The organism is Vibrio sp. STUT-A11 (assembly GCF_026000435.1).
In the GTDB taxonomy this organism is placed as follows: Bacteria; Pseudomonadota; Gammaproteobacteria; order Enterobacterales; family Vibrionaceae; genus Vibrio.
Genome location: NZ_AP026763.1, coordinates 223,000 through 245,605 on the forward strand (window position 1 = coordinate 223,000; position 22,606 = coordinate 245,605).

Genomic DNA, 22,606 nt, shown 5'->3' on the forward strand with positions numbered 1-22,606 from the left:
GGGTGACGAAGAGTATAAAAATCACTCTTTACGAATCTTTACGCTCCCTATACATCACTTTACTTAGCGCGTCCTATTCTATACTCAAGCGCTGGGAGAACAGCCCAGAAGAAGCAATCAGATGTATGAGGAATCAAATTATGAAATCTGCAAAAAAAATTGTGTTAGCTGCCGTTGTTCTACCACTGACTCTTGGTGCAGCAGGTGCTTTTGCTTATGGTGGTAAAGACCATCAAAAAGGGCCTCGTGACGAATGTGGACCGGGTATGGAGCGCGGTATCATGCGCCAAATGGATCTGACTGACGCACAAAAAGAGCAATTGCAATCTTTCCGTGATGCTAACCGCGCTGAAATGAAAGGCAAAAATTCGGCAGACCGTGATGCTCGCAGAGCGGAGCGCCAAGCTTACCATGCAAGAATGCAAGCTCTCGTGCTAGCGGACAACTTTGATGAAGCCCAAGCCACTGCATTAGCGAAAGAAATGGTAGAAAAACAAACTGAGCGCCGTGTAAAAATGCTGGAGAAAAAACACCAGATGTTGAGTGTTCTGACTCCTGAGCAAAAAGAAGAGTTTGTAAAATTGCAAAACGAACGTATGCAGCAGTGTGGTGAAAGAATGCAAAAACGCATGGAAAAACCAAACAGTAACTAACCATCACACTGAAATAATCTGAAGAGGCTGCCAAAGGTAGCCTCTTTTTGATCTGGCTATTTCATACTCATTCAATAATTATCGAGGTATACTCTGGATATGGTTTGAGTTAACTCTTTGATTATGAAACATCAATATGCACGCTTAGTGACGACGGCAGCATGGACTGCGACAATCACGGCAACGGTTTTATTACTGGTTAAGGTTGTCACTTGGTGGGTGACAGGTTCGGTCAGCCTATTAGCCTCCCTTATTGACTCTATGTTGGACATTGCCGCATCAGTAGTGAATTTAGTTGTGGTCCGTTACGCCTTGCAGCCTGCAGACAGAGAACATACTTTTGGTCATGGCAAGGCAGAGTCATTAGCGGCTCTGGCGCAAGCGATGTTCATTTCCGGATCTGCGGTATTTTTGATCCTCAACGGGGTCGATCGTTTCTTCCGTCCTCATGCTTTGCATGCTCCCGAGCTAGGGGTTTATGTCTCATTGTTTGCTATGGCAGTGACGTTCGGCTTAGTGACTTTTCAGAAACATGTTGTGCGGTTGACTGGTAGCCAAGCGATTGCCGCCGATTCTCTCCACTATCAAACCGACCTTTATATGAATGCGGCGATTATGGTTGCGCTTGGGTTGAGTTATTTTGGCGTTACACAAGCTGATGCGGTGTTTGCGATTGGCATTGGTGTGTTCATTCTGTACAGCGCTGTCAAAATGGTCAATGAAGCGACTCAGACTTTACTAGACAGAAAACTGCCGGATACCGAGTTAGAAGAAATCCGCGCGCAGTGCTTGAGTGTGAAAGGGGTGAGAGGGGTTCATCAACTACGAACCCGAATGTCCGGGCCGACGCGTTTTATTCAGTTACACCTTGAGCTAGACGACGACTTACGTTTAATCGAAGCTCACTATATTGCTGATAAAGTAGAAGAAAATTTACTTGCAGTGTTCCCTGAAGCGGATGTGCTGATCCATCAGGATCCTATATCTGTCATTTATGGACCAGAGAAAGAACAGAAACAACAAGACTGGTAGCGCTCGAAAAATAGTAAGACGTCTGACGACAAACGGGCGCTTATTGTCTATCTTTCCATCAATACGTTTTAAGAATCCTGATACTGATGTGAATCAACGAAGTTGCTAAGAGAAGCTGTAATACTCTTACATAAGTAGAAAAGTTACATAAAAATGTGTGTTTTCATTGGTAATCCGGTATAGGAAATGTAACATAACGCACAGTTCTGGATTATGCAGGTTGCTTGGTGACAAGGGGCCTAAAAGAAAATTATATAATTGATTGCCAAAGATCGAGGGTGAGCATGATTAAGAAGATCGGTGTTTTAACAAGTGGCGGTGACGCACCTGGTATGAACGCTGCAGTACGCGGCGTGGTACGCACAGCACTTTCTGAGGGATTGGAAGTTTACGGTGTGTACGACGGCTACCTAGGTCTTTATGAAGATCGCATCACAAAACTAGATCGTTCTAGTGTTTCTGATGTTATCAACAAAGGTGGTACGTTCCTGGGCTCTGCTCGCTTCCCTGAATTCAAGGAAGTGGCAGTACGCGAAAAAGCAATTGAGAATCTGAAGAAACACGGTATCGATGCACTGGTTGTTGTCGGTGGTGACGGCTCGTACATGGGGGCGAAGAAACTGACTGAAATGGGTTACCCATGTATCGGTCTGCCAGGCACTATCGATAACGATATCGCGGGTACGGATTACACCATTGGTTACCTAACTGCACTAAACACAGTTATTGATGCAATCGACCGTCTACGTGACACTTCTTCATCTCACCAACGTATTTCAATTGTAGAAATCATGGGCCGTCACTGTGGTGACCTGACTCTGATGTCTGCTATCGCTGGTGGTTGTGAGTACATCATCACACCAGAAACGGGTCTTGATAAAGAGAAGCTGATCGGCAACATTCAAGACGGTATTGCAAAAGGTAAGAAACACGCAATCATCGCACTTACTGAGTTGATGATGGATGCAAACGAACTTGCTCGTGATATCGAAACAGCAACGGGTCGTGAAACTCGAGCAACCGTACTGGGTCATATTCAACGTGGTGGTCGTCCTACTGCATTTGACCGTGTGCTTGCTTCTCGCATGGGTAACTACGCGGTTCACCTTCTGATGGAAGGTCACGGTGGCCGTTGTGTTGGTATCCAAAAAGAAGAGCTTGTACATCACGATATCATTGATGCGATTGAAAACATGAAACGCCCAGTACGTAATGACCTGTACAAGGTTGCAGAAGAGCTGTTCTAAGCAAAGTCGATTCGCTTTGTATTGAACTCAATTACTGAATGCCGTTTGCTTAACCGTAAACGGCATTTTTATTGGTTTGGATTACAGATGACGGAGCGCTTCGCTTACAGATTACGGGAGGTCTTCTTTTCAGTATTCAGTAAGCCCCAAACTTTTTCCTAAAATCTCTGGCTTTATTCTATCAGCATTAATTTCCGCTCGTGAAGCGCAAACATGTAACCAAGTAAACCACCTAATATATTACCCACCGCAACACCAATAAATAGCCCTTCCACGTCGTACAGGTGGCTGCCAATCCAAGCTGCTGGCAAAGTGAATACGAACAAGCGCATAAAGCTCCATTGGAAGGCGCGCAATGGTTTATGCATCGCATTCAATCCGCTCACTAATATCATCACAATACCTTGGAAACCGTAGCTGAACGGCACAACAAGCAGATAATGCCAAAGCAGGCTTTTTACTGCTTCTTCTTGTGAGAAAAGAGCGGCAAGAGGAATGCTCAATGGCACCATCGCCAGAAAAATCAGCCCTTGAAACACCACCGCAAAACGCATGCTGATAAACAGTCCGGCGAACGCACGCTGTGGGTTGTTGGCCCCCAGATTTTGCGCCATAAAGGGGGTCAGTGCAGAGGTCAGAGACATCAGTACCAGAAGGAGTATCGATTCAATTCGCTGAGCGGCTCCATAAGCGGCAACCGCTGCGGTGCCGTGGCTTGACAGTAGCATCATCAAAATGGCACCTGACAGAGGAGTCATTGCCGTAGATAGTGCGGCTGGTGTGCCAATTTTTAATGTTTGCTGCCAATCTTGTTTGAGTCGTTTCCACTGTGGTTGAGCGAGTAACTGTTCGCGTTTTATGAGCAAGTAGAATGAGCCCAACAACGCTCCCAACCAGCTGAAGGCACTCGCAATTGCAGCACCTTGGATTCCAAGCTCAGGGAAAGGGCCTAAACCGAAGATCAGTAATGGGTCTAATATTCCGTTGATCAAACCCGCAAGCATCATGATCTTAGCGGGGGTTTTGGTATCACCCGTCGCGCGTATCGCACTGTTACCAGCCATTGGTATCACCAGCAATGGAATAGTGAGATACCACACGTGCATATATTGCTCGATAAGCGGCAGCAAATCGTCAGCCGCACCAAGAAAACCAAACAGTGGTCTGATGGTCACAAAGCCAACTGATGACGCAATCACAACTAGCATGACAGCTAACAGTAGACCATGAGTAGTAAAACGCGCGGCTTGCGCAGAGTGCCCCTGTCCGAGTAATCGGCCGATATTGGTCGAAAGGCCCATGCCAATGCCCATCGTAATGCAATTCACACCAAAGGTGACCGGAAAGGTGTAACTAATGGCAGCTAGGGCTTGAGTGCCGAGCAGAGAAATAAAGAATGTATCGACCAGATTGAACATCAATATCGCGATCATGCCCACCGTCATCGGGACCGTCATTTTTCTCAGTGTTTCGGGAATGGGCGCGCTCAACAAACCATGTTTATCTGTTGCTTGGTGTTCCGGCTTGTTTCTTTCCAGCATGTTTAACGTCTATCTGGTGGATAAACTGCAAGGATACAAGAAAGCAAGAAGGTGAGCGAGTGCGCATTTCTCACGCAAACCGTTGCGATCTTTTAACTAAGTCACAAAAAAATCATGCTCGCCCCTTGGGATCGTTCATTGGACCCCTTATATAGTGATCACGTGTCCCAGAAGGGCAATTATCAAATAAACATGGAAATTTTCAGGAGAGACGACCAATGAACATTCGTCCATTACATGACCGAGTTATCGTTGAACGTAAAGAAGTTGAATCTAAGTCAGCTGGTGGAATCGTTCTGACTGGTTCTGCTGCGGAAAAATCAACTCGCGGTGTTGTTCTAGCTGTAGGCAAAGGCCGCATTCTAGAGAACGGCACAGTGCTACCGCTGGACGTTAAAGTTGGTGATACTGTTATCTTCGCTGAAGGTTACGGCACTAAGACTGAAAAAATCGACGGTAAAGAAGTGCTAGTGATGTCTGAAAACGACATCATGGCAATCGTTGAATAATAGCAATCATTGAGTAATTTTTTGCTCAGATTCAAAAACCAAGTCGAACTTAAAGAATTGTAGAAAGGAAATCAAAGATGGCTGCTAAAGACGTTAAATTTGGTAATGACGCACGAGTTAAGATGCTAGAAGGTGTAAACGTTCTGGCTGACGCGGTAAAAGTGACATTAGGTCCTAAAGGCCGCAACGTCGTTCTAGATAAATCTTTCGGTGCACCAACAATCACTAAAGATGGTGTATCTGTAGCGCGCGAAATCGAACTGGAAGACAAGTTCCAGAACATGGGCGCTCAAATGGTTAAAGAAGTAGCATCTAAAGCAAACGATGCTGCAGGTGACGGTACAACAACAGCAACAGTACTGGCGCAATCAATCGTAAACGAAGGTCTGAAAGCAGTAGCTGCGGGTATGAACCCAATGGATCTTAAGCGCGGTATCGACAAAGCAGTAGCAGCAGCAGTTGAACAGCTAAAAGAGCTGTCTGTTGAGTGTAACGACACTAAAGCTATCGCACAGGTAGGTACTATCTCTGCGAACTCTGACGTAAGCGTAGGTAACATCATTGCCGAAGCAATGGAACGTGTTGGTCGCGATGGTGTTATCACTGTTGAAGAAGGTCAGGCGCTACAAGACGAGCTAGACGTAGTTGAAGGTATGCAGTTCGACCGCGGTTACCTGTCTCCTTACTTCATCAACAACCAAGAAGCAGGTTCTGTTGATCTAGAAAACCCATTCATCCTGTTAGTTGATAAGAAGATCTCAAACATTCGTGAACTTCTACCAACACTAGAAGCGGTTGCTAAAGCCTCTCGTCCACTGCTAATCATCGCAGAAGACGTAGAAGGTGAAGCGCTAGCAACACTAGTTGTGAACAACATGCGTGGTATCGTGAAAGTGGCGGCAGTAAAAGCACCAGGTTTTGGTGACCGTCGTAAAGCAATGCTACAAGACATCGCCGTTCTAACTGGCGGTACAGTGATTTCTGAAGAAGTAGGTCTAGAGCTTGAAAAAGTAACACTAGAAGACCTAGGTCAGGCGAAGCGCGTTGCGATCACGAAAGAAAACACAACTATCATCGATGGTATCGGTGAAGAAGCGATGATCCAGGGTCGTGTCACTCAGATTCGTCAACAAATCGAAGAATCAACTTCAGACTACGACAAAGAGAAACTACAAGAGCGCGTAGCTAAGCTAGCTGGCGGTGTTGCAGTAATCAAAGTTGGTGCAGCAACTGAAGTTGAAATGAAAGAGAAGAAAGACCGCGTAGAAGACGCACTACACGCAACTCGCGCCGCAGTTGAAGAAGGCGTAGTCGCAGGTGGTGGTGTTGCTCTAATCCGTGCAGCATCTAAGATTGTTGACCTACAAGGTGACAACGAAGAGCAAAACGTTGGTATCCGCGTTGCACTACGTGCAATGGAAGCGCCAATCCGTCAAATCACCAAGAACGCTGGTGCTGAAGACTCAGTAGTCGCGAACAACGTGAAAGCGGGCGACGGCAGCTACGGCTACAACGCGGCAACCGGCGAGTACGGCGACATGCTAGAGATGGGTATCCTGGATCCAACTAAAGTAACTCGTAGCGCTCTACAGTTCGCAGCATCGGTTGCAGGTCTGATGATCACAACTGAAGCAATGGTTACTGACCTACCACAGAAAGACGGCGCAGGCATGCCTGATATGGGCGGCATGGGCGGTATGGGTGGTATGGGCGGCATGATGTAGTGCTGCTTACCTTGTTGCTGTAACCTTTTATAGCGTTAAGGTAACTGACCAGACCAAGAAAAAGCTGAGGTTTTTACCTCGGCTTTTTTGTGCCTGGTGTTTGAGGGTGAATACTTTTCGATGGGGCTAAAAGCATCTGTATTGTGAGGGGTTGGTGCAAGAAACACTTCCGAAAATAGTGAAATATAGTCAGTCTATATTTTTCCTATTATAGTCAACTTGTTAAATATGACGTGCGAGTAACGTTTTTTAGCTTAGCAACTAGAAAATGAGAATTCATACGCTATGTTGTAAATAATGCTTAATATAACGGAGATTAGAATGAAAAAGCTTTTGACGTCTTTGGCAGTGGTATCCGCGGTTACATCACCTGTTGCGCTTGCTGACAGTACTCCTGTGATGTTTTCTACTATCGATCACACGAATGCACCATCTCGCTCTGAAGTGGGTGGTGTTCGCTTAGCTGTTCTACATGGTCAGGTTAACGAAGTGAAAGGGGTTGATTTCTCTTTACTTGGTATGTCAGAAACCGATCGTACTACAGGCATTAACTTTGGTTTGTTCTTTGGCGCTGCAAAAGTAAACCAAGAAATGAAAGGTGCTTCACTTGGTTTGGTTAACTGGAACCGCGGCCAAACAACAGGTCTCAACCTGGGTGCGGTTAATATTACGAACAATGTGAACGGTCTTAACTGGAGTGCGGTGAACTACTCTGAAGGTTATACAATGGCGGATGTCGGTCTGGCTAGTATTTCTAAAAAGTCTAACTTCCAGCTAGGTTTCTTTAACATGACAGACCAAATTGACGGTATTCAAATCGGTCTGCTTAACTGTGCGGATAACGGTTTCTTGAAGTGTTTCCCACTGATTAACTTCGCGAAATAATCTGAAGTTAGCAAAATAAGATTTAACACAAAAAGACCCCGAACCGATGTCGGGGTCTTTTTATATTTCATGTTTTAGCTTATTTGATCTAGCGGGACGCTTACTCTAAGTGCAGATCCAGTGGTGTTTTACTTGGCCTGCCACCGACTTCTCGCGTAAGTTTTGGCACCAGATAACCAGACACACGTGTAATCACTTCGCGCATGAGCGTTTTTGCCTCCTCATCGGAAACAAAGTAGTGCGCAGCCCCTTGAACTTTGTCTAATACATGCAAGTAATAAGGTAACACTCCCGCATCAAATAAGGCTTCACTCAAGTCGACTAGGGCATCCACAGAGTCATTGATATCTTTAAGCAGCACACTTTGGTTGAGTAGAGTCACACCAGACTGTTTGAGTTTGAACAGCTGTGAGGCGAGCTCACTACTTAATTCGTTTGCATGGTTGATGTGAGTGACCAAGATAACCTGCAAGCGGGAGTCGCGAAGTATCTGGCATAGCCCATCGGTTATACGCGCTGGGATTACCACAGGTAAGCGGCTGTGAATTCGAAGACGTTTGATATGCGGAATTTGTGCAATCCGCTCTATCAGCCACTGAAGTTCATCATCTTTCGCCATTAATGGGTCACCACCAGAGAAGATCACTTCGTTCAGCTCGGGTTGCTGCGCAATATATTCGAGACTTTGAGCCCAGGCTTGTTTACCACTTTTGTTATCCTGATACGGGAAATGTCGACGGAAGCAGTAGCGACAATTCACCGCACAGCCTCCTTTAACAATCATCAGCGCACGATTGCGATATTTGTGCAGCAAGCCGGGAATTTCGTTGTCTTGCTCTTCAAGTGGATCGCTGGAGTAGCCCTTATGCACTTCGAACTCTTCACTTAACGGTAAAACCTGACGTAAAAGAGGGTCTTTGGGATTGCCTTTTTCCATTCGATCGACAAAACTTTGCGGTACACGCTGTGCAAACAGCTTGCGCGCGGCAAACCCGTCTCGCCACGGTGAGGGATCTATTTCCAGTTTTTCGAGCAATTTTGCAGGATCAGAGATCCCATTCGCCAACTGTTTGAGCCAGTTTTGCTCAACAGAATCGACTTTTCGGGTTATTATGTGCGGCATTGAATTTAGCTCTAAGAATGTAAGAGGAAAAAATGGCTACAGTTAGCACCAATGAATTTAAAGGCGGTCTTAAGTTAATGCTTGATAACGAGCCTTGCGTAATTCTGGAAAACGAATACGTTAAACCAGGTAAAGGCCAAGCGTTCAACCGCGTGAAAATTCGTAAACTTCTTTCTGGTAAAGTGCTAGAGAAAACATTCAAGTCTGGTGACACTTGTGAAGTGGCAGACGTAATGGATATCGACCTAGATTATCTATATTCAGACGGCGAATTCTACCACTTTATGAACAATGAGACGTTTGAGCAAATCGCTGCTGATGCAAAAGCAGTTGGTGAGAACGCTAAGTGGTTGGTAGAAAACAACACTTGCATGATCACACTTTGGAACGGTAACCCAATCTCAGTGACGCCACCAAACTTTGTTGAGCTGGAAGTGACTGACACAGATCCAGGTCTGAAAGGTGATACTCAAGGTACTGGTGGTAAACCAGCGACACTATCAACTGGCGCTGTTGTACGTGTTCCACTGTTCATCGCAATTGGCGAAGTGATCAAAGTTGACACTCGTACTGGTGAATACGTAGGTCGTGTGAAGTAATTCACTTAAACGTATCGAATAAAAAGGTCGCTTCGGCGGCCTTTTTTATTGCCTGTAATTTATCAGCTTATAGGGCAATGTGAACAATGGAGAGTACCGCTCTATTAGTAAAAAGATCATAGGTGACCAAAAACAAAAAAGCTGGCATAAAGCCAGCTTTTTTCATTTATAAAAGTGTCTTAAATCATGAAGATAAAGATAACGGATAGTGCGCTAATTAGGCCAGCGAACGCATAGCATGCCACTTTACCCACTACACCAGTGTGGAACTTAAGATCGTGCATACCGTGGTGAACACGGTGCATTGCATGCCACATTGGCAGCGCTAGTGTACCGATGATAAATAGCGCACCAATGATGCTGGTCGCGAATTCAGATACCCGCTCGTAGCTCATTGCTTCTGCATCAATCACGCCCAGTGGAACGAGGATACCAAGTATAAGTACGGTGATAGGAGTGATCATGGCAAACCAGGTACCGCCTGCACCAAACAGTCCCCACCAGATTGGCTCATCCGAACGTTTTGGTGCGGTATTTACACTATAATTTGGTTTCATTGTTCAGCTCCTTACACCACGATGAGAACGATCAGTGAGATAAACGCCACGGCTGCCCACTGAGTCAGTACGATGATCTTCTTATCTACAGGCTTGCCTTTGAGGCGAATTGGCATCACCTGCGGCATCATGCTGAAGAAGGTTTGTGCGTGGAATAAGCTACCAAGTAGGGCAACGATGTTGATCGCGACTACGATTGGATTTGCCATAAATTCTAACCAACCTTGCCAAGCTTCAGGACCTTTCACTAATGAACCTAAACCGAAAGTCAGGAAGATAGTAAATAGAATCAGCGGTAGAACGGTCGCTTCTCGCACCATGTAGAAGCGGTAGAACGGATGATCTTTCCACCAAGTGCGTTTTACTTCACGAACGTAAGGTTTACGATTACTCATCCTTTGCCTCCACTGTGTTGGCTGAACCATCTGGTTTCAGCATCGCAATTACAAAGTCCATAGAAGACTCTACCTTACCTTGGTTTACTGCTGCGGCAGGATCCACGCTCTTTGGACAGACTTCAGAGCAGTAACCGACAAACGTACAACCCCAGGCACCATTATCACCGTTGATCAGCTTCATACGCTCAGCTTTACCGTTATCACGGCTATCTAAGTTGTAACGGTGCGCTAATGTCAACGCTGCAGGGCCGATGAACTCTGGGTTGAGACCGAATTGAGGACACGCTGCGTAACACAGGCCACAGTTGATACAGCCAGCAAACTGCTTGTATTTCGCCATTTGCTCAGGCGTTTGTATGTTAGTGCCGTCTTCAGGCTTACGGTCGTTACCAATGATGTAAGGCTTGATGGCTTCAAGACGCTCAATAAACGGCGTCATATCGACGATCAGGTCTTTCTCGATCGGGAAGTTAGCTAATGGTTCGATCTTCAGACCATTTGGGTAGTCTCGTAAGAAGCTCTTACACGCTAGTTTAGGCACGCCATTGACCATGATGCCACACGAGCCACAGATCGCCATACGACAAGACCAACGATAAGACAAGTCTTTGTCTAGGTTATCTTTGATGTAACCAATCGCGTCGAGCACAGACATTGTTTCATCGAATGGTACTTCGAAAGCTTGTAAGTGCGGTTCTGCGTCTTTTTCTGGGTCATAACGCAGAATGTCTACTTTCTGGATGCGGTTTGCTGACATTATGCTTGCTCCTCTGCGTTCTTCGCTGCTTCTTCTGCTGCGGCTTTTTCTGCAGCTTCACCGTATAGACGCGCTTTAGGCTGAGACTTAGTAATGGTTACATTGCTGTAGTCGATGCTAGGCGCTGCGTCTGGTTGATAGAAAGCAAGTGAGTGTTTCAGGAAGTTCACGTCGTCACGTTCAGTACAGCCATCGTCTAGACGTTGGTGCGCACCGCGAGATTCTTTGCGCAGGATTGCAGAGTGAACCATCGCTTCTGCCACTTCCAGGCCGTAACCGACTTCGATTGCGTACAGAAGATCAGTGTTGAACACTTTGCCTTTGTCTTTGATGCTGATGCGTTTGTAACGTTGTTTAAGTTCCGTGATCTTATCGATGGTTGCTTGCATCAGATCTTCTTGGCGGTAGATACCACAGCCCGCTTCCATGGTGTGGCCCATTTCAGTACGGATGTCTGCCCAGTTTTCATTGCCTTCTTGGTTCATCAGGCTGGCAATGCGTTCTTCTACAGACTTCACTTGAGCCGCGATAGCGTCGTCGTTCCAGCCTTTGAACTCGGCTGCACGTCTCACTGCGTTTTCACCCGCAACTCGGCCAAATACCACGAACTCAGCCAGAGAGTTAGAGCCAAGACGGTTCGCGCCATGCAGACCAACTGATGCACATTCACCAACCGCGAATAGGCCTTTAATACGAGTCTCACAGCCACCATTCGTTTCGATACCGCCCATGGTGTAGTGCACGGTCGGACGAATTGGAATAGGTTCTTTTGCAGGATCAACGTTCACGTAAGCTTTCGCTAGCTCACAGATGAAAGGTAAACGTTCTTGCAGGTACTCTTCACCAAGGTGGCGAAGGTCGAGATGCACAACATCACCCAGTGGGTGCTTGATGGTGTTGCCTTTTTGTTGCTCATGCCAGAAAGCTTGGGAAACTTTGTCACGTGGACCCAGTTCCATGTATTTATTTTTCGGTTGACCCACTGGCGTCTCTGGGCCCATGCCGTAATCTTGCAGATAGCGGTAACCGTCTTTGTTGACAATAATACCGCCTTCACCACGACAACCTTCAGTCATCAGGATACCGGTACCAGGAAGACCAGTTGGGTGGTACTGAACAAATTCCATATCACGCAGTGGAACACCATGACGGTAAGCCATTGCCATACCGTCACCCGTTACGATGCCGCCGTTGGTGTTACAATGGTAAACACGTCCTGCACCACCGGTAGCAAGTACCACAGACTTAGCTTTGATGGTAACCAGTTCGCCTTCGGACATGTGGATGGCGATTAGGCCTTGCACTTCACCGTCATCAACCAGCAGATCCAACACAAAGTACTCATCAAAACGTTTGATGTTGCTGTACTTCATTGAAGTCTGGAATAAGGTATGAAGCATATGGAAGCCGGTTTTATCCGCTGCAAACCAAGTTCGTTCAACCTTCATACCACCAAAGCGGCGAACGTTAACTTCCCCGTTTTCTTTACGACTCCAAGGGCAACCCCATTGTTCCATTTGGATCATTTCGCGGGTTGAGTTTTCTACAAAATATTCAACGACGTCCTGTTCACATAGCCAGTCGCCACCGCCAACGGTATCGTTGAAGTGATTGTCTAAGCTATCTTCATCCTTGATAACTGCTGCTGAGCCACCCTCCGCTGCGACTGTGTGTGAGCGCATAGGATACACTTTAGAAATTAGAGCAACTTCTAAATCAGGGTTTGCCTCTGCTGCTGCAATAGCAGTACGAAGACCAGCGCCGCCAGCGCCGATGACTGCGATATCTGTGGTGATAGTTTGCACAGTTATCCTCCAGTGAGTGATTGCGGAAATCCGCTTGTTATTGTGATAGTGAGGGGGCCTCGAAGAGGAGTTCCCCAAAAGTAGTAGGGATCAGTGTAGTGGAGCTACATGAGATAAATATTGATGTATTTAGGTTTTTTCTTTGGTAATGCACTTAAGAGCATAAAAATTATAGGTTATGTGATTGCAATCACGGCGAGACAATTTGTAACTTCTACCTCAAATTATCGAATGTTAATGGAGTGTTGCTGACTGTTGGTGGTGTTGATAACAAGTTTTGTAGTGAGTGTTGTTTTTGTTTTGTGGCGCAAAAAGTTCGGGCTTCAGGTTCCGTTATTCCCAGGTGAAAATCGTTTCTCGTCGAAAAGGAAAAAGCATGTAGAATGTCAGCTTTGACCGCTAGCCCCAAGCTTCGAGAGACTTGTTATGCAAACCAACTGGCAACCGACCGCTTCTATTGAACAACTTCGTCAACGTGCGGCGTTAATCGCCACTATTCGCCAATTTTTTGCCGAACGACAGGTGATGGAAGTGGATACGCCTGCCATGAGCCACGCGACGGTGACGGATATTCATTTGCATACCTTTCAAACCGAGTTTGTTGGCCCTGGCTATGCTGACGGCAGTAAGCTGTTCTTTATGACCAGTCCTGAATTCCATATGAAACGTTTATTGGCGGCGGGTAGTGGCTGTATCTACCAGATCAATAAAGCGTTTCGCAATGAAGAGAATGGCCGTTACCACAACCCTGAGTTCACTATGCTGGAATGGTATCGAGTAGGTTTTGACCATCATCAGTTAATGGAAGAGATGAATGAGTTGCTACAGCGAGTGCTGAAGTGTGGCTCGGCTCATCGTATGACTTATCAGCAGGCGTTTCTTGACGTTCTTGGTGTGTGCCCGCTTGAAGGCTCAATGTCTGAGCTTAAAGTTGTCGCCGGAAAGCTGGGGCTGAGTGATATTGCCGATACGGAAGATGACCGCGATACTTTGCTACAACTGCTGTTTAGTATTGGTATTGAGAATAAGATCGGTCAGGATTCGCCAGTGTTTGTTTATGACTTTCCTGCATCGCAAGCGGCATTAGCAAAAATAAACCCTCAAGATGGCCGTGTCGCTGATCGCTTTGAAGTGTATTTTAAAGGGATAGAGCTAGCCAATGGTTTCCATGAGTTAGACAATCCTAAAGAACAACTTGCGCGTTTTGAACAAGACAATGCGAAACGCTTAGAGATGGGTTTGAAGCCTCAGCCGATTGACTACCATCTTATTGCGGCACTAGAGGCCGGGTTGCCAGATTGTGCTGGTGTAGCGTTAGGGGTTGATCGACTCATCATGTTGGGATTAGGCTGTGAACATATTGATCAGGTAACCGCATTCCCATTCCCTATTGCATAAGGATATCCAATGAACCGAACGGTCGGGCGTTTGATTATTTTCGGTTGCGCTGCCGTGATTGCGTATTTATCGCTCAGCTCAGGAGAGCTGCAAAAGTGGGGGACTTTTACTTACCTCGATAAGCTACAGCATTTAATGGCCTACACGAGTTTCGCTTTTGTTGCCTGTTGTTGTGTTCGCCATTGGCGTCAACGTTGGACGGTAGCGATAAGTATTCTGTTGTTCAGCGCAATGATCGAATGGCTGCAAGGTTATGTCGGTAGAGAAACCTCATGGTTAGACCTTGTAGCAAATGGCTCGGGGATTCTGACTGGTCTGCTATGTTACCGTATTTGGAGCCTCTATCGACCTAGGTTGGTGAAGTCGCTATACTCGATTCGTTAACGAAAAGGAAATACGATAATAATGAAAACGCGCGACAAAATAGTCTACGCGGCACTGGAGTTGTTCAACCAACATGGTGAGCGAAATATCACCACTAATCACATTGCCGATCACATCGAAATCAGCCCAGGTAATCTTTATTACCACTTTCGCAATAAGCAAGAAATCGTCCGCGAAATCTTTGCGCTTTATTCAGCAGAACTTTTAGAAAGATTTACCCCTCTTAAAGGCTCGCAAGAGAGTCTGACTATGCTGAAGAGCTACCTAGATTCGACCTTCACGCTGATGTGGAAGTACCGTTTTTTCTACGCCAATTTGCCAGAGATTTTGTCGCGTGATGAACAACTTCACGAGCAGTACATCGAGGTGCAGGACAAACTGCAAGCCAATCTGATTGCGATTATGCAGGAGTTCGTTGCCCTCAAGTTGCTTGATGTTGATCAGCAGCAGTTAACCTCGCTAGTATGCACGCTGCATTTAATTGCTTGCAGTTGGTTGTCTTATCAGTCTGCGATGCTACCTAAATCCAATATTACCGAGCAAATGGTGCGACAAGGCATGCTTCAGATGATCAATGTGGTCAAACCAGTCGCAACGGAGCAAGGGTTGGAGCAGCTATTGCTGTTGGAAGATGGCGTAAGTGCGATGCAGGGCTAATTGCGTACTATTTTAAGCTTAATTTCGAGTAACTCTCTCACTTTCGAGTCGTACCTTGAGTTGACTTGTGGCACACGCTGCGCACAATAGGTGAAATCTCCCAAGTGATAGCTGGGCAAAAACTTCTCGATAAAGGAATTATCTTTCAATGAATTACGATATTTTTAATGGTGATGCAGACGGTATTATTGCTCTGTTACAACTGCGCTTAGCTGATCCTCTCGAAGCCAAGCTAGTAACGGGTGTAAAACGCGATATTAAGCTGGTGGAAACCGTGGATGTACAAGCGGGTGATGAACTGACCGTGTTAGACGTTTCGATGGAAAAGAACATGGCAGGTCTGGAGCATGCTTTGGCTCAGGGCGCTCATGTTTTTTACGCCGATCACCATAAAGCGGGTGACATTCCACAGCATGGTAATTTAGATGCGCACATCGATCTCGATGCGAATATGTGTACCGCTTTGATTGTGGATAAACTGTTGCAGGGGCGCTTTCATGCTTGGGCCATCACCGCTGCTTACGGTGATAACCTTATCGCTAAAGCGGATGAACTGGCTGACCTTGCTGGTTTTTCGGCGGAACAAAAATCGCAACTCAAAGAGCTGGGCACTCTGATCAATTACAACGGCTATGGCTCCAAAGTGGATGACTTGCATTTTCATCCGGCGGATTTATATCAAGCGTTGAAGCAATATGCCTCACCGTTTGATGTGATTACTGATACGGCTTCACCATTCTACCAACTTCAAGCAGCTTATCAGCAAGATATGGATGCCGCCCAAGCGATTCCAGCGACTCATGAAAGCGAAAAACTGAAGCTGTTTGAATTGCCAGATAATGCAGCGTCACGCCGCATCAGCGGGGTTTATGGCAACTGGTTGGCGAACCAGAACCCGGATTCGGCTCATGCAGTTTTAACTGAAAACACCGATGGTACTTATACGGTATCACTGCGCGCGCCATTGAATAATAAACAAGGTGCGGTTACGGTTTGTGGACAGTTCCCGACAGGCGGTGGTCGAGAGGCTGCAGCGGGAATCAATGCGTTAAGCAAAGATGATGTGAGCGCATTTATTGATGCGGTTGAAACGTATTACGCGTAACGATTTATAGTCATTCATTTGTGTAAAAAGGAGCCATCGGCTTAATGCCAGTCAGTTAAGCTGACTGGCATTCTTTTTATTAGGGTATTTTCTGACTTTTGCTTTGACGGCCCTCGGGTATATCCGATCTTCTCGTTTGATAGGCAATACATGGTGAGAGGTCTCTTCTATCAAGTGAGTGATCCTCTTTGGTATCGTTCCTGCTGATTCTAGCCAGAAGCCATGGATTAGATGAATAATGGCGTGAGCACAAGTCGTGAAACTCAGTTGGTTTGGATATAAACCAGGTATGCTGGAGGCCATGTTAACCATCTGATACCTCAGTATATTGTAGGCTAAAAGCAGTCCCCATAACTCTTGGCGAACCATCTCTGGCTTTTTACTTCTTAGTGTAAATTCATTTTTAAGAAGCGCTGATTTCATTTCTCTGTAACCTACCTCTATCTCCCAACGATGGCTATACAAGTCCGTTATTTCTGAACTTGGGTAACGCATTGCGTCTGTCATGGATGTGAAGATATTGACCTCTTTCCCTTTGATTGTTCGAGTTATCAGTCGTACTTGTATGGCTTCTGGTAGGTCTGGGAACTTTTTCCTGGCTTGAGGGTTAGATTTCAACTCAACAAGCTTGTCGTTTCTTCCAAGTTTACTTATTACCGTGTATTGAGTCCCTTTTCTCATGGGGATCATCCAGTGACGCTCGCGACCAGTGCAAGCCCAGCGATTCAACAGACCAAGCGAGAAAAAGCCTCTATCGAACATCGTTAAACTATTGTCTGGAGTGGTTTCGATTAGGTTTTCTGCCAGCTTCATTTCATTCGTTTTATAGCTATCGAAAGCACTAGCAATAAGCATATGACTGGTCACTTCCATCTGACATACCATGCGAACTTGAGGAAAGCTCGCGTCGCCATTCTGATTTGAAGGGGCTTTGAAGGCCTGTCGATTTTCATCACTATCCGGCGTTCTCCAAAGCACACCATCGACGGCAAGCAACTTCAACCCTGACCATGTGGGGTGTTGTGCCTCTTGATTCCAAAGCCTTTGACTCTGATGAAAAACTTGCTTTACCGCTTCATCTCCTAGTCGTTGTCTAGCTTGAACAATAGCGCTTGGGGCTACCAACGATTTCTTACCTGGTAGCATCAGTTGGGCTTTTGACACAATGCTCCATAAAGGCTCTTGTCGATACAAAGACATGGCAATCACAGACCAGACAGCCATATCAAGGGGGATTCGACGCTTACGAATAGTTGCTACACCAGTAGTTTCAAGGCATTGGTTAATAAAATCGGGGGAGAGAATATCACTTAGCTTTCCCAGCTGTTCAGTGTTTGGTGCATAGCGATTAGCAAGTGATAAGGCTGTAGTTAATTGCAAAAGAAAAAGCTCTAAGATTGAATTCTTAGAGCCTTTATAAACGAGTTGGAGGATCGTTCAACCGATCATTTATTGCTTAACTGATCGGCATTAGCCATCGGCTCCTTTTTCTTTTTCGGTTATTTTTCTTACAGTCGCTTTAACCAGGATTTTGGGTTTTGCGCTTCACTGTTACGACGAATCTCAAAGTAGAGGGATGCTCTGTCTTGGCCGCCAGTGTCACCAGCAAGCGCAATGACTTCACCAGCGGTCACTCTATCGCCCTCTTTTTTCGTCAGCGCTTGATTATATCCGTAGAGGGTCATGTCTCCTTTACCATGGTCAAGCAGGACCACCAAACCATAACCACGTAAGTACTCGGCAAATACGACAGTGCCTGGATAAACCGCTTTCACTTGTTGACCATAGTTGGCGGAGAGCACCATGCCTTTCCAATTAACTTGACCAGTCTGACGCGTGCCGAAGTTATGCAGAACACTGCCGTTTATTGGCCACGGCAACTTGCCCCGTTGCTTACTTAAACCGTCCATTGGTACCGCATTACGTTTAGCCGCTTTAGCGATTTCTGCTTTAAGGCGAGTTTCATTGCGCTGCAACTCTGCCAGATAGCGTTTATCGTTTTTTATACTGCCCTGAATTTTGCTCAGTGTTTGTTTACGTTTCGATTGGGTACTGGCCAGAGCAGTACGTTTTTCAGATTGTTGTTTTAGCAGGGTTTCAATCTGCGCTTTTTCCAACTCAAGTTGGTTCTTATTATGTTCTAGCTTTTGAGTGGTTTGGGTAATGGCATCAATGATTTCAGAGCGCGTTTTTGCCAAGTGTTGAAAGTATTGGCTGATACGATCTTCTTCGACGCCTTGATTGAGCAAGTGCCCATTGGCTTTAGCACGCTCAGTCACGTAATAGGTTTGCAGAAGCTGCTTTAGCTCCTCTTCCTGAGTCTGTCGCTGACCTTCTTGTAAGGCGATCTTTTCTTCTAAGTTATTGATGTTTTTGTCGGCTTGAGTGAGGTCTGCTTTGGTCTGTTTGATCTCTCGTTCTAAGGATGAGATCCCTAGTTCTTGGTCTTTCAAAGATTTTTGCAGTTCATTCAGTTGCTTTTCTTGAGAGGTGAGGGCTTTCTTCTGGCGATTGATTTCGCTGGAGACCCCTTTCAACTCTTGCTGACTCACAGCGGAAGAGGTGAGGGGGAACGTGGCAGATAAAGCACAAGTTAATAAAATAGCCGAGCGGAGCACAGGATGATTTTGTTTTCGCACTTGAGAGTTACCTACCACATTGTTGTTATATAAAAATTAGAGAGCGATTAAATACCATCTCCATGGATAAAGCTTTGAGATTTGCCATTGAAGCCTTGGTCCATATCGAGTGATGGCTTATCTGTTTTTGGTCGGCCCACAATTTTTGCTGGTACCCCAGCCACGGTCGTGTGAGGGGGAACCGGTTGTAGAACCACGGAGCAAGAGCCAATTTTGGCACCTTCACCCACTTCGATGTTACCGAGAATTTTGGCACCAGCACCAATCATCACGCCTTCACGGATTTTCGGGTGACGATCACCGCACTCTTTACCCGTACCACCTAAAGTAACGTCCTGCAGGATAGATACATCATCTTCTACAACGGCGGTTTCACCAATCACGATACCAGTAGCGTGATCGAGCATGATCCCACAGCCAATTCGCGCCGCAGGGTGAATATCAACCTGACACGCGACCGAAATTTGGTTTTGCAGGTAAGTCGCTAATGCATGACGACCTTGTGACCACAACCAGTTTGCGACACGATATCCTTGTAGCGCGTGGTAGCCTTTCAAATACAGCAGAGGCATAGAGTACATAGAAACTGCTGGGTCACGATTCACTGTGGCACAAATGTCGCAAGCCGCACAGTCGGTAATGTTTGGATCGGCGATAAATGCCTCTTCAATCACTTCCCTCACTGCCATAGCTGGCATCGAGGCTGTGTCTAATTTGTTGGCCAAAATGTAACTCAGGGCAGCACCGAGACTTTCATGCTTGATGATAGTCGCGTGGTAAAAGCTGGCCAGCATTGGCTCCTGCTCTGACATTTCGCGGGCTTCTGCCACAATTTTGTTCCAGACTTTTTGTTTTTCGCAGTGTTTCATTCTCAATATCCTGAGTGTTTCTTCTTCCGTGATCCGACAACTTATATTCTTCTCAGATGAGGTGTTAGGGTGCTATTTACCTTCAGACTTTTTGTCACGAGCAAGTAAATCTTGTGCTGCCAGGCGCGCTTCTTTCCCTTGATACAATACTTGATAAATTTGGTCAACAATCGGCATCTCAACACCCATACGCTGAGAGAGCATCCATACCTCTTTGGTGTTGCGATAACCTTCCACAACTTGACCAATCTCTTCCTGAGCGGTATCGACGTCTTTCCCTTGACCTAATGCCAAACCAAAACGACGATTACGTGATTGATTATCGGTACAGGTGAGAACAAGATCACCTAAACCAGCCATACCCATAAAGGTTTCTGGCTTCGCACCCAGAGCGGCACCTAAACGACACATTTCGGCTAAACCTCGTGTGATGAGGGCAGTACGTGCATTTGCACCAAACCCAATGCCGTCTGACATACCAGCACCAATGGCAATGACGTTCTTCACTGCGCCACCAAGTTGCATACCAATGAAATCACTATTAGCGTATACGCGGAACGTTTTACTACAGTGGATTTTCTCTTGCAGATCAGCAACAAATTCAGCATCCGGTGAGGCAACAGAAATTGCAGTTGGTAGCCCCATGGCCAGCTCTTTTGCGAAAGTTGGGCCTGACAATACTGCCAGCGAGTAGTTTTCTCCGATGATGTCAAAGGCAACGTCTTTGAGCAGGCGGCCCGTTTCTGGCTCCAGGCCTTTGGTCGCCCAGCAGATGCGCGTATCTTCACGTAAGAAAGGTTTGCAGCTTTTCAGAACGATACCAAATACATGGCTAGGAACGACAACCAACAAGTCACGACTTGCCTGAACCGCCTTTTCCAAATCCGATTCAATAATCAAGCTTTCTGGAAAGTCGATGCCAGGTAAGAATTCATGGTTAGCGCGATCTGCTTCAAGGCGTGCCATATGCTCAGGCTCGTGACCCCAAAGGATGATGTTTGCACCATTACGAGCAAGAGAAATTGCCAGCGAGGTTCCGTACGAGCCCGCGCCAATTACAGTCATTGCGATGTCTTTACCGTAAGCATTGTTGGTATTTGCTTGTGTCATACTACCGCCTAATCGTTATTCTTCTTGTAGAATCTAGTTCATTACCGCCAGATTTTACGCTCTATAGAGGCTAGGAACTAGGGTTTGTCTAGCAACTTGTTCAGAAATAAAAAATGCACATCGCATCGCTCGGTGGACGCTTTGTGCATTTTCTTAGGTATGTGACGCTTTTGGTTGTCTTCAACCAGAGACGTCACTTACAAACGTGAATTACGCTTCAGCTTCGCCTTCACCTTGTTGAGCTTGCTGTTGTAGGTAGTTCATGAACAGAGCATCAAAGTTTACTGGTGCTAGGTTCAGTTGAGGGAACGTACCTTTAACTACTAGGCTTGAGATAGTTTCGCGAGCGTATGGGAATAGGATGTTAGGGCAGAATGCGCCTAGGCAATGTGCTAGTTGACCAGCTTCCATTTGCTCAGCTGTGAAGATACCACCTTGTTGAACTTCACATAGGAACGCTGTTTCTTCTTCGTTCCTAACAGTAACTGTCAGACGTAGAACCACTTCGTAAACGCCTTCACCAAGCTCACGGCTTTGAGTGTCTAGGTCTAGTTTAACGTCTGGGTTCCACTCTTTTTGAAAGACTACTGGAGAGTTAGGTGCTTCGAAAGAAACGTCTTTTAGGAAGATGCGTTGAATTGCGAAGTTTTGTTGTGCGTCTTGTGGTGTAGCTTCTGCCATTTTTAAATCCTTAATAAACATTGGTTGGGCTTAGAACGCCTAAACCCAGAAATCTGGTTTGTCCTGAGACTAACTGAGCAAATTTACCGTGACTAGATGAAGCGTGTATTACGTGCAAAGCGTCACAACTTAGGGCTTCAACTGCTTTTTATTTGCTCAGTTTTTTATCCACTAAGCTCTCAATCGCGATGAAGGCGACCTTAGTACTACTTTTTACCGCGTACTAAAGGAAGGTTCGCTTCGTTCCATGCAGTCAAACCATTCTTAAGTAGGCTTACGTTTGTAAATCCTGCTTTTGCTAGTAGGTTTGCGCTCTCCTGAGCGGATTGGCCCGTCTTGCATACTAGGATGATTGGGTCGGATTTATGGTTTTCAAGGCTACCGAAGCTACCTGATTTGATATCTGACGGTAAAATGTGAAGTGAATCGGTGATATGACCCTTTTTGAATTCATCTTGTGTACGAGTGTCTACCACAACACCGTTTTCACGGTTAATAAGGTGAGTCAGTTGGTTTACGTTGATTTCTTTGTACGCCGCTGTCGCTGACTTAACGATATTCAGGATAAATGCGATAAGAAGACCTACCCAAACCAAAGATAGAATCATGTTTTGTTGGAAAAATTCAATGTACTCTTGCATGTCTTGAGCTCTTGCACTGTTGGCGGAAAATTAAAGCAGGAGTATAGCGAGGTTAGGCCTCTTAGGCGAGAGGGTTAAAATTTTCTAACCAATAATTGAGATCTCTACAAATTCATCCCGCCTGAATACTCCTGTCACTGGTCGCGGCTTTATTCATCAACATTTCCTATTGTAGCTATTGGTCTAAGTGACTTCTGTTTTTCAGCAAAAGGAGAACAATAAGCAATAGGTTTTATCTTTTACGGCAACAAGTCATGTCTAATATTCGACAAGCTTAGTAAGTTCTACAGCC

General features: G+C 45.9%; 23 protein-coding genes. 11 read left to right on the top strand and 12 right to left on the bottom strand.

What is annotated here, in order from left to right; genetic code table 11:
- Nucleotides 1-140: 140 nt before the first annotated feature.
- The 3 genes from OO774_RS01030 to pfkA all read left to right on the top strand — a co-directional run bounded on the left by OO774_RS01030 (nucleotide 141) and on the right by pfkA (nucleotide 2,932).
- Nucleotides 141-653, top strand: coding sequence for a CpxP family protein (locus tag OO774_RS01030; protein ID WP_264903968.1), 513 nt, complete (start codon nucleotides 141-143; stop codon nucleotides 651-653).
- Nucleotides 654-776: 123 nt separating this feature from the next.
- The gene (gene fieF, locus OO774_RS01035; protein WP_264903969.1) at nucleotides 777-1,685 is read left to right on the top strand and encodes a CDF family cation-efflux transporter FieF; all 909 of its coding nucleotides are present in this window, start codon (nucleotides 777-779) and stop codon (nucleotides 1,683-1,685) included.
- Between the two features lie 284 nt (nucleotides 1,686-1,969).
- Nucleotides 1,970-2,932, top strand: a complete 963-nt coding sequence (gene pfkA, locus OO774_RS01040) for a 6-phosphofructokinase (protein WP_264903970.1) — start codon at nucleotides 1,970-1,972, stop codon at nucleotides 2,930-2,932.
- A gap of 173 nt (nucleotides 2,933-3,105) precedes the next feature.
- Here pfkA and OO774_RS01045 read toward each other — a convergent pair whose 3' ends face one another.
- Nucleotides 3,106-4,473: an MATE family efflux transporter gene (locus tag OO774_RS01045; RefSeq protein ID WP_264903971.1), complete on the bottom strand. Its 1,368-nt coding sequence runs from the start codon at nucleotides 4,471-4,473 to the stop codon at nucleotides 3,106-3,108.
- 218 nt (nucleotides 4,474-4,691) lie between these two features.
- Between OO774_RS01045 and OO774_RS01050 the strand changes: the two genes are divergently transcribed.
- The 3 genes from OO774_RS01050 (at nucleotide 4,692) to OO774_RS01060 (ending at nucleotide 7,591) form a co-directional block, all read left to right on the top strand.
- Nucleotides 4,692-4,982, top strand: a complete 291-nt coding sequence (locus OO774_RS01050; RefSeq protein WP_005381516.1) for a co-chaperone GroES — start codon at nucleotides 4,692-4,694, stop codon at nucleotides 4,980-4,982.
- A 77-nt stretch (nucleotides 4,983-5,059) separates the two neighbouring features.
- Nucleotides 5,060-6,706 carry a chaperonin GroEL gene (groL, locus tag OO774_RS01055; protein ID WP_264903990.1) on the top strand — a complete coding sequence of 549 codons (1,647 nt, stop codon included), beginning with the start codon at nucleotides 5,060-5,062 and terminating at the stop codon, nucleotides 6,704-6,706.
- 321 nt (nucleotides 6,707-7,027) lie between these two features.
- Nucleotides 7,028-7,591 (top strand): phaC PHA synthase, encoded by a 564-nt coding sequence (locus OO774_RS01060; protein ID WP_264903991.1) that lies wholly within the window; start codon nucleotides 7,028-7,030, stop codon nucleotides 7,589-7,591.
- 100 nt (nucleotides 7,592-7,691) lie between these two features.
- On the opposite strand, the gene epmB is transcribed toward OO774_RS01060, so the two are convergent.
- A complete protein-coding gene (gene epmB, locus OO774_RS01065; protein ID WP_264903992.1) occupies nucleotides 7,692-8,714 on the bottom strand; it encodes an EF-P beta-lysylation protein EpmB in 1,023 nt (340 codons plus the stop codon).
- A gap of 32 nt (nucleotides 8,715-8,746) precedes the next feature.
- Between epmB and efp the strand changes: the two genes are divergently transcribed.
- Nucleotides 8,747-9,313 carry an elongation factor P gene (gene efp / locus OO774_RS01070; protein ID WP_014233232.1) on the top strand — a complete coding sequence of 189 codons (567 nt, stop codon included), beginning with the start codon at nucleotides 8,747-8,749 and terminating at the stop codon, nucleotides 9,311-9,313.
- Between the two features lie 179 nt (nucleotides 9,314-9,492).
- Here the strand turns inward: efp and frdD are convergent, their stop codons facing one another.
- The 4 genes from frdD to frdA are packed head-to-tail and all read right to left on the bottom strand — an operon-like array spanning nucleotide 9,493 to nucleotide 12,830.
- Nucleotides 9,493-9,870, bottom strand: coding sequence for a fumarate reductase subunit FrdD (frdD, locus tag OO774_RS01075; RefSeq protein ID WP_264903993.1), 378 nt, complete (start codon nucleotides 9,868-9,870; stop codon nucleotides 9,493-9,495).
- A gap of 11 nt (nucleotides 9,871-9,881) precedes the next feature.
- Nucleotides 9,882-10,265, bottom strand: coding sequence for a fumarate reductase subunit FrdC (gene frdC, locus OO774_RS01080; protein WP_264903996.1), 384 nt, complete (start codon nucleotides 10,263-10,265; stop codon nucleotides 9,882-9,884).
- Nucleotides 10,258-11,025, bottom strand: coding sequence for a succinate dehydrogenase/fumarate reductase iron-sulfur subunit (locus OO774_RS01085; RefSeq protein WP_264903998.1), 768 nt, complete (start codon nucleotides 11,023-11,025; stop codon nucleotides 10,258-10,260). Before OO774_RS01085 ends, frdC begins: the two co-directional genes overlap by 8 nt.
- A complete protein-coding gene (frdA, locus tag OO774_RS01090; protein WP_264904001.1) occupies nucleotides 11,025-12,830 on the bottom strand; it encodes a fumarate reductase (quinol) flavoprotein subunit in 1,806 nt (601 codons plus the stop codon). The genes OO774_RS01085 and frdA overlap by 1 nt, the downstream gene beginning before the upstream one ends.
- 426 nt (nucleotides 12,831-13,256) lie before the next feature.
- On the opposite strand from frdA, the gene epmA reads away from it, so the two are divergent.
- The 4 genes from epmA to OO774_RS01110 all read left to right on the top strand — a co-directional run bounded on the left by epmA (nucleotide 13,257) and on the right by OO774_RS01110 (nucleotide 16,374).
- Nucleotides 13,257-14,228 (top strand): elongation factor P--(R)-beta-lysine ligase, encoded by a 972-nt coding sequence (gene epmA / locus OO774_RS01095; protein ID WP_264904003.1) that lies wholly within the window; start codon nucleotides 13,257-13,259, stop codon nucleotides 14,226-14,228.
- A 9-nt stretch (nucleotides 14,229-14,237) separates the two neighbouring features.
- Nucleotides 14,238-14,612: a VanZ family protein gene (locus tag OO774_RS01100; protein WP_264904004.1), complete on the top strand. Its 375-nt coding sequence runs from the start codon at nucleotides 14,238-14,240 to the stop codon at nucleotides 14,610-14,612.
- 21 nt (nucleotides 14,613-14,633) lie between these two features.
- Entirely contained in the window at nucleotides 14,634-15,269 is a 636-nt protein-coding gene (locus OO774_RS01105) for a TetR/AcrR family transcriptional regulator (RefSeq protein ID WP_264904005.1), read from the top strand.
- Nucleotides 15,270-15,417: 148 nt separating this feature from the next.
- Nucleotides 15,418-16,374 carry a DHH family phosphoesterase gene (locus OO774_RS01110; RefSeq protein ID WP_264904007.1) on the top strand — a complete coding sequence of 319 codons (957 nt, stop codon included), beginning with the start codon at nucleotides 15,418-15,420 and terminating at the stop codon, nucleotides 16,372-16,374.
- Nucleotides 16,375-16,425: 51 nt separating this feature from the next.
- Here OO774_RS01110 and OO774_RS01115 read toward each other — a convergent pair whose 3' ends face one another.
- The 6 genes from OO774_RS01115 to OO774_RS01140 all read right to left on the bottom strand — a co-directional run bounded on the left by OO774_RS01115 (nucleotide 16,426) and on the right by OO774_RS01140 (nucleotide 22,314).
- Entirely contained in the window at nucleotides 16,426-17,754 is a 1,329-nt protein-coding gene (locus OO774_RS01115) for an IS4 family transposase (protein WP_264904009.1), read from the bottom strand.
- A gap of 128 nt (nucleotides 17,755-17,882) precedes the next feature.
- Nucleotides 17,883-19,031: a murein hydrolase activator EnvC gene (locus OO774_RS01120; RefSeq protein WP_264904011.1), complete on the bottom strand. Its 1,149-nt coding sequence runs from the start codon at nucleotides 19,029-19,031 to the stop codon at nucleotides 17,883-17,885.
- Between the two features lie 29 nt (nucleotides 19,032-19,060).
- On the bottom strand, nucleotides 19,061-19,882 hold the full coding sequence (cysE, locus tag OO774_RS01125) for a serine O-acetyltransferase (protein ID WP_014233221.1): 822 nt from the start codon (nucleotides 19,880-19,882) through the stop codon (nucleotides 19,061-19,063).
- Between the two features lie 72 nt (nucleotides 19,883-19,954).
- Complete coding sequence (gene gpsA / locus OO774_RS01130; RefSeq protein ID WP_264904014.1) at nucleotides 19,955-20,992, bottom strand: NAD(P)H-dependent glycerol-3-phosphate dehydrogenase; 1,038 nt, start codon at nucleotides 20,990-20,992, stop codon at nucleotides 19,955-19,957.
- A 210-nt stretch (nucleotides 20,993-21,202) separates the two neighbouring features.
- Nucleotides 21,203-21,673 carry a protein-export chaperone SecB gene (gene secB / locus OO774_RS01135; RefSeq protein WP_264904016.1) on the bottom strand — a complete coding sequence of 157 codons (471 nt, stop codon included), beginning with the start codon at nucleotides 21,671-21,673 and terminating at the stop codon, nucleotides 21,203-21,205.
- A 206-nt stretch (nucleotides 21,674-21,879) separates the two neighbouring features.
- Nucleotides 21,880-22,314, bottom strand: a complete 435-nt coding sequence (locus OO774_RS01140) for a rhodanese-like domain-containing protein (protein ID WP_264904019.1) — start codon at nucleotides 22,312-22,314, stop codon at nucleotides 21,880-21,882.
- Nucleotides 22,315-22,606 lie beyond the last annotated feature (292 nt).

Coding starts and splice junctions, on each gene's coding strand:
- OO774_RS01030 (WP_264903968.1), top strand. CDS start 141: ATGAAATCTGCAAAAAAAATTGTGTTAGCTGCCGTTGTTCTACCACTG.
- fieF (WP_264903969.1), top strand. CDS start 777: ATGAAACATCAATATGCACGCTTAGTGACGACGGCAGCATGGACTGCG.
- pfkA (WP_264903970.1), top strand. CDS start 1,970: ATGATTAAGAAGATCGGTGTTTTAACAAGTGGCGGTGACGCACCTGGT.
- OO774_RS01045 (WP_264903971.1), bottom strand. CDS start 4,473: ATGCTGGAAAGAAACAAGCCGGAACACCAAGCAACAGATAAACATGGT.
- OO774_RS01050 (WP_005381516.1), top strand. CDS start 4,692: ATGAACATTCGTCCATTACATGACCGAGTTATCGTTGAACGTAAAGAA.
- groL (WP_264903990.1), top strand. CDS start 5,060: ATGGCTGCTAAAGACGTTAAATTTGGTAATGACGCACGAGTTAAGATG.
- OO774_RS01060 (WP_264903991.1), top strand. CDS start 7,028: ATGAAAAAGCTTTTGACGTCTTTGGCAGTGGTATCCGCGGTTACATCA.
- epmB (WP_264903992.1), bottom strand. CDS start 8,714: ATGCCGCACATAATAACCCGAAAAGTCGATTCTGTTGAGCAAAACTGG.
- efp (WP_014233232.1), top strand. CDS start 8,747: ATGGCTACAGTTAGCACCAATGAATTTAAAGGCGGTCTTAAGTTAATG.
- frdD (WP_264903993.1), bottom strand. CDS start 9,870: ATGAAACCAAATTATAGTGTAAATACCGCACCAAAACGTTCGGATGAG.
- frdC (WP_264903996.1), bottom strand. CDS start 10,265: ATGAGTAATCGTAAACCTTACGTTCGTGAAGTAAAACGCACTTGGTGG.
- OO774_RS01085 (WP_264903998.1), bottom strand. CDS start 11,025: ATGTCAGCAAACCGCATCCAGAAAGTAGACATTCTGCGTTATGACCCA.
- epmA (WP_264904003.1), top strand. CDS start 13,257: ATGCAAACCAACTGGCAACCGACCGCTTCTATTGAACAACTTCGTCAA.
- OO774_RS01100 (WP_264904004.1), top strand. CDS start 14,238: ATGAACCGAACGGTCGGGCGTTTGATTATTTTCGGTTGCGCTGCCGTG.
- OO774_RS01105 (WP_264904005.1), top strand. CDS start 14,634: ATGAAAACGCGCGACAAAATAGTCTACGCGGCACTGGAGTTGTTCAAC.
- OO774_RS01110 (WP_264904007.1), top strand. CDS start 15,418: ATGAATTACGATATTTTTAATGGTGATGCAGACGGTATTATTGCTCTG.
- cysE (WP_014233221.1), bottom strand. CDS start 19,882: ATGAAACACTGCGAAAAACAAAAAGTCTGGAACAAAATTGTGGCAGAA.
- gpsA (WP_264904014.1), bottom strand. CDS start 20,992: ATGACACAAGCAAATACCAACAATGCTTACGGTAAAGACATCGCAATG.
- secB (WP_264904016.1), bottom strand. CDS start 21,673: ATGGCAGAAGCTACACCACAAGACGCACAACAAAACTTCGCAATTCAA.
- OO774_RS01140 (WP_264904019.1), bottom strand. CDS start 22,314: ATGCAAGAGTACATTGAATTTTTCCAACAAAACATGATTCTATCTTTG.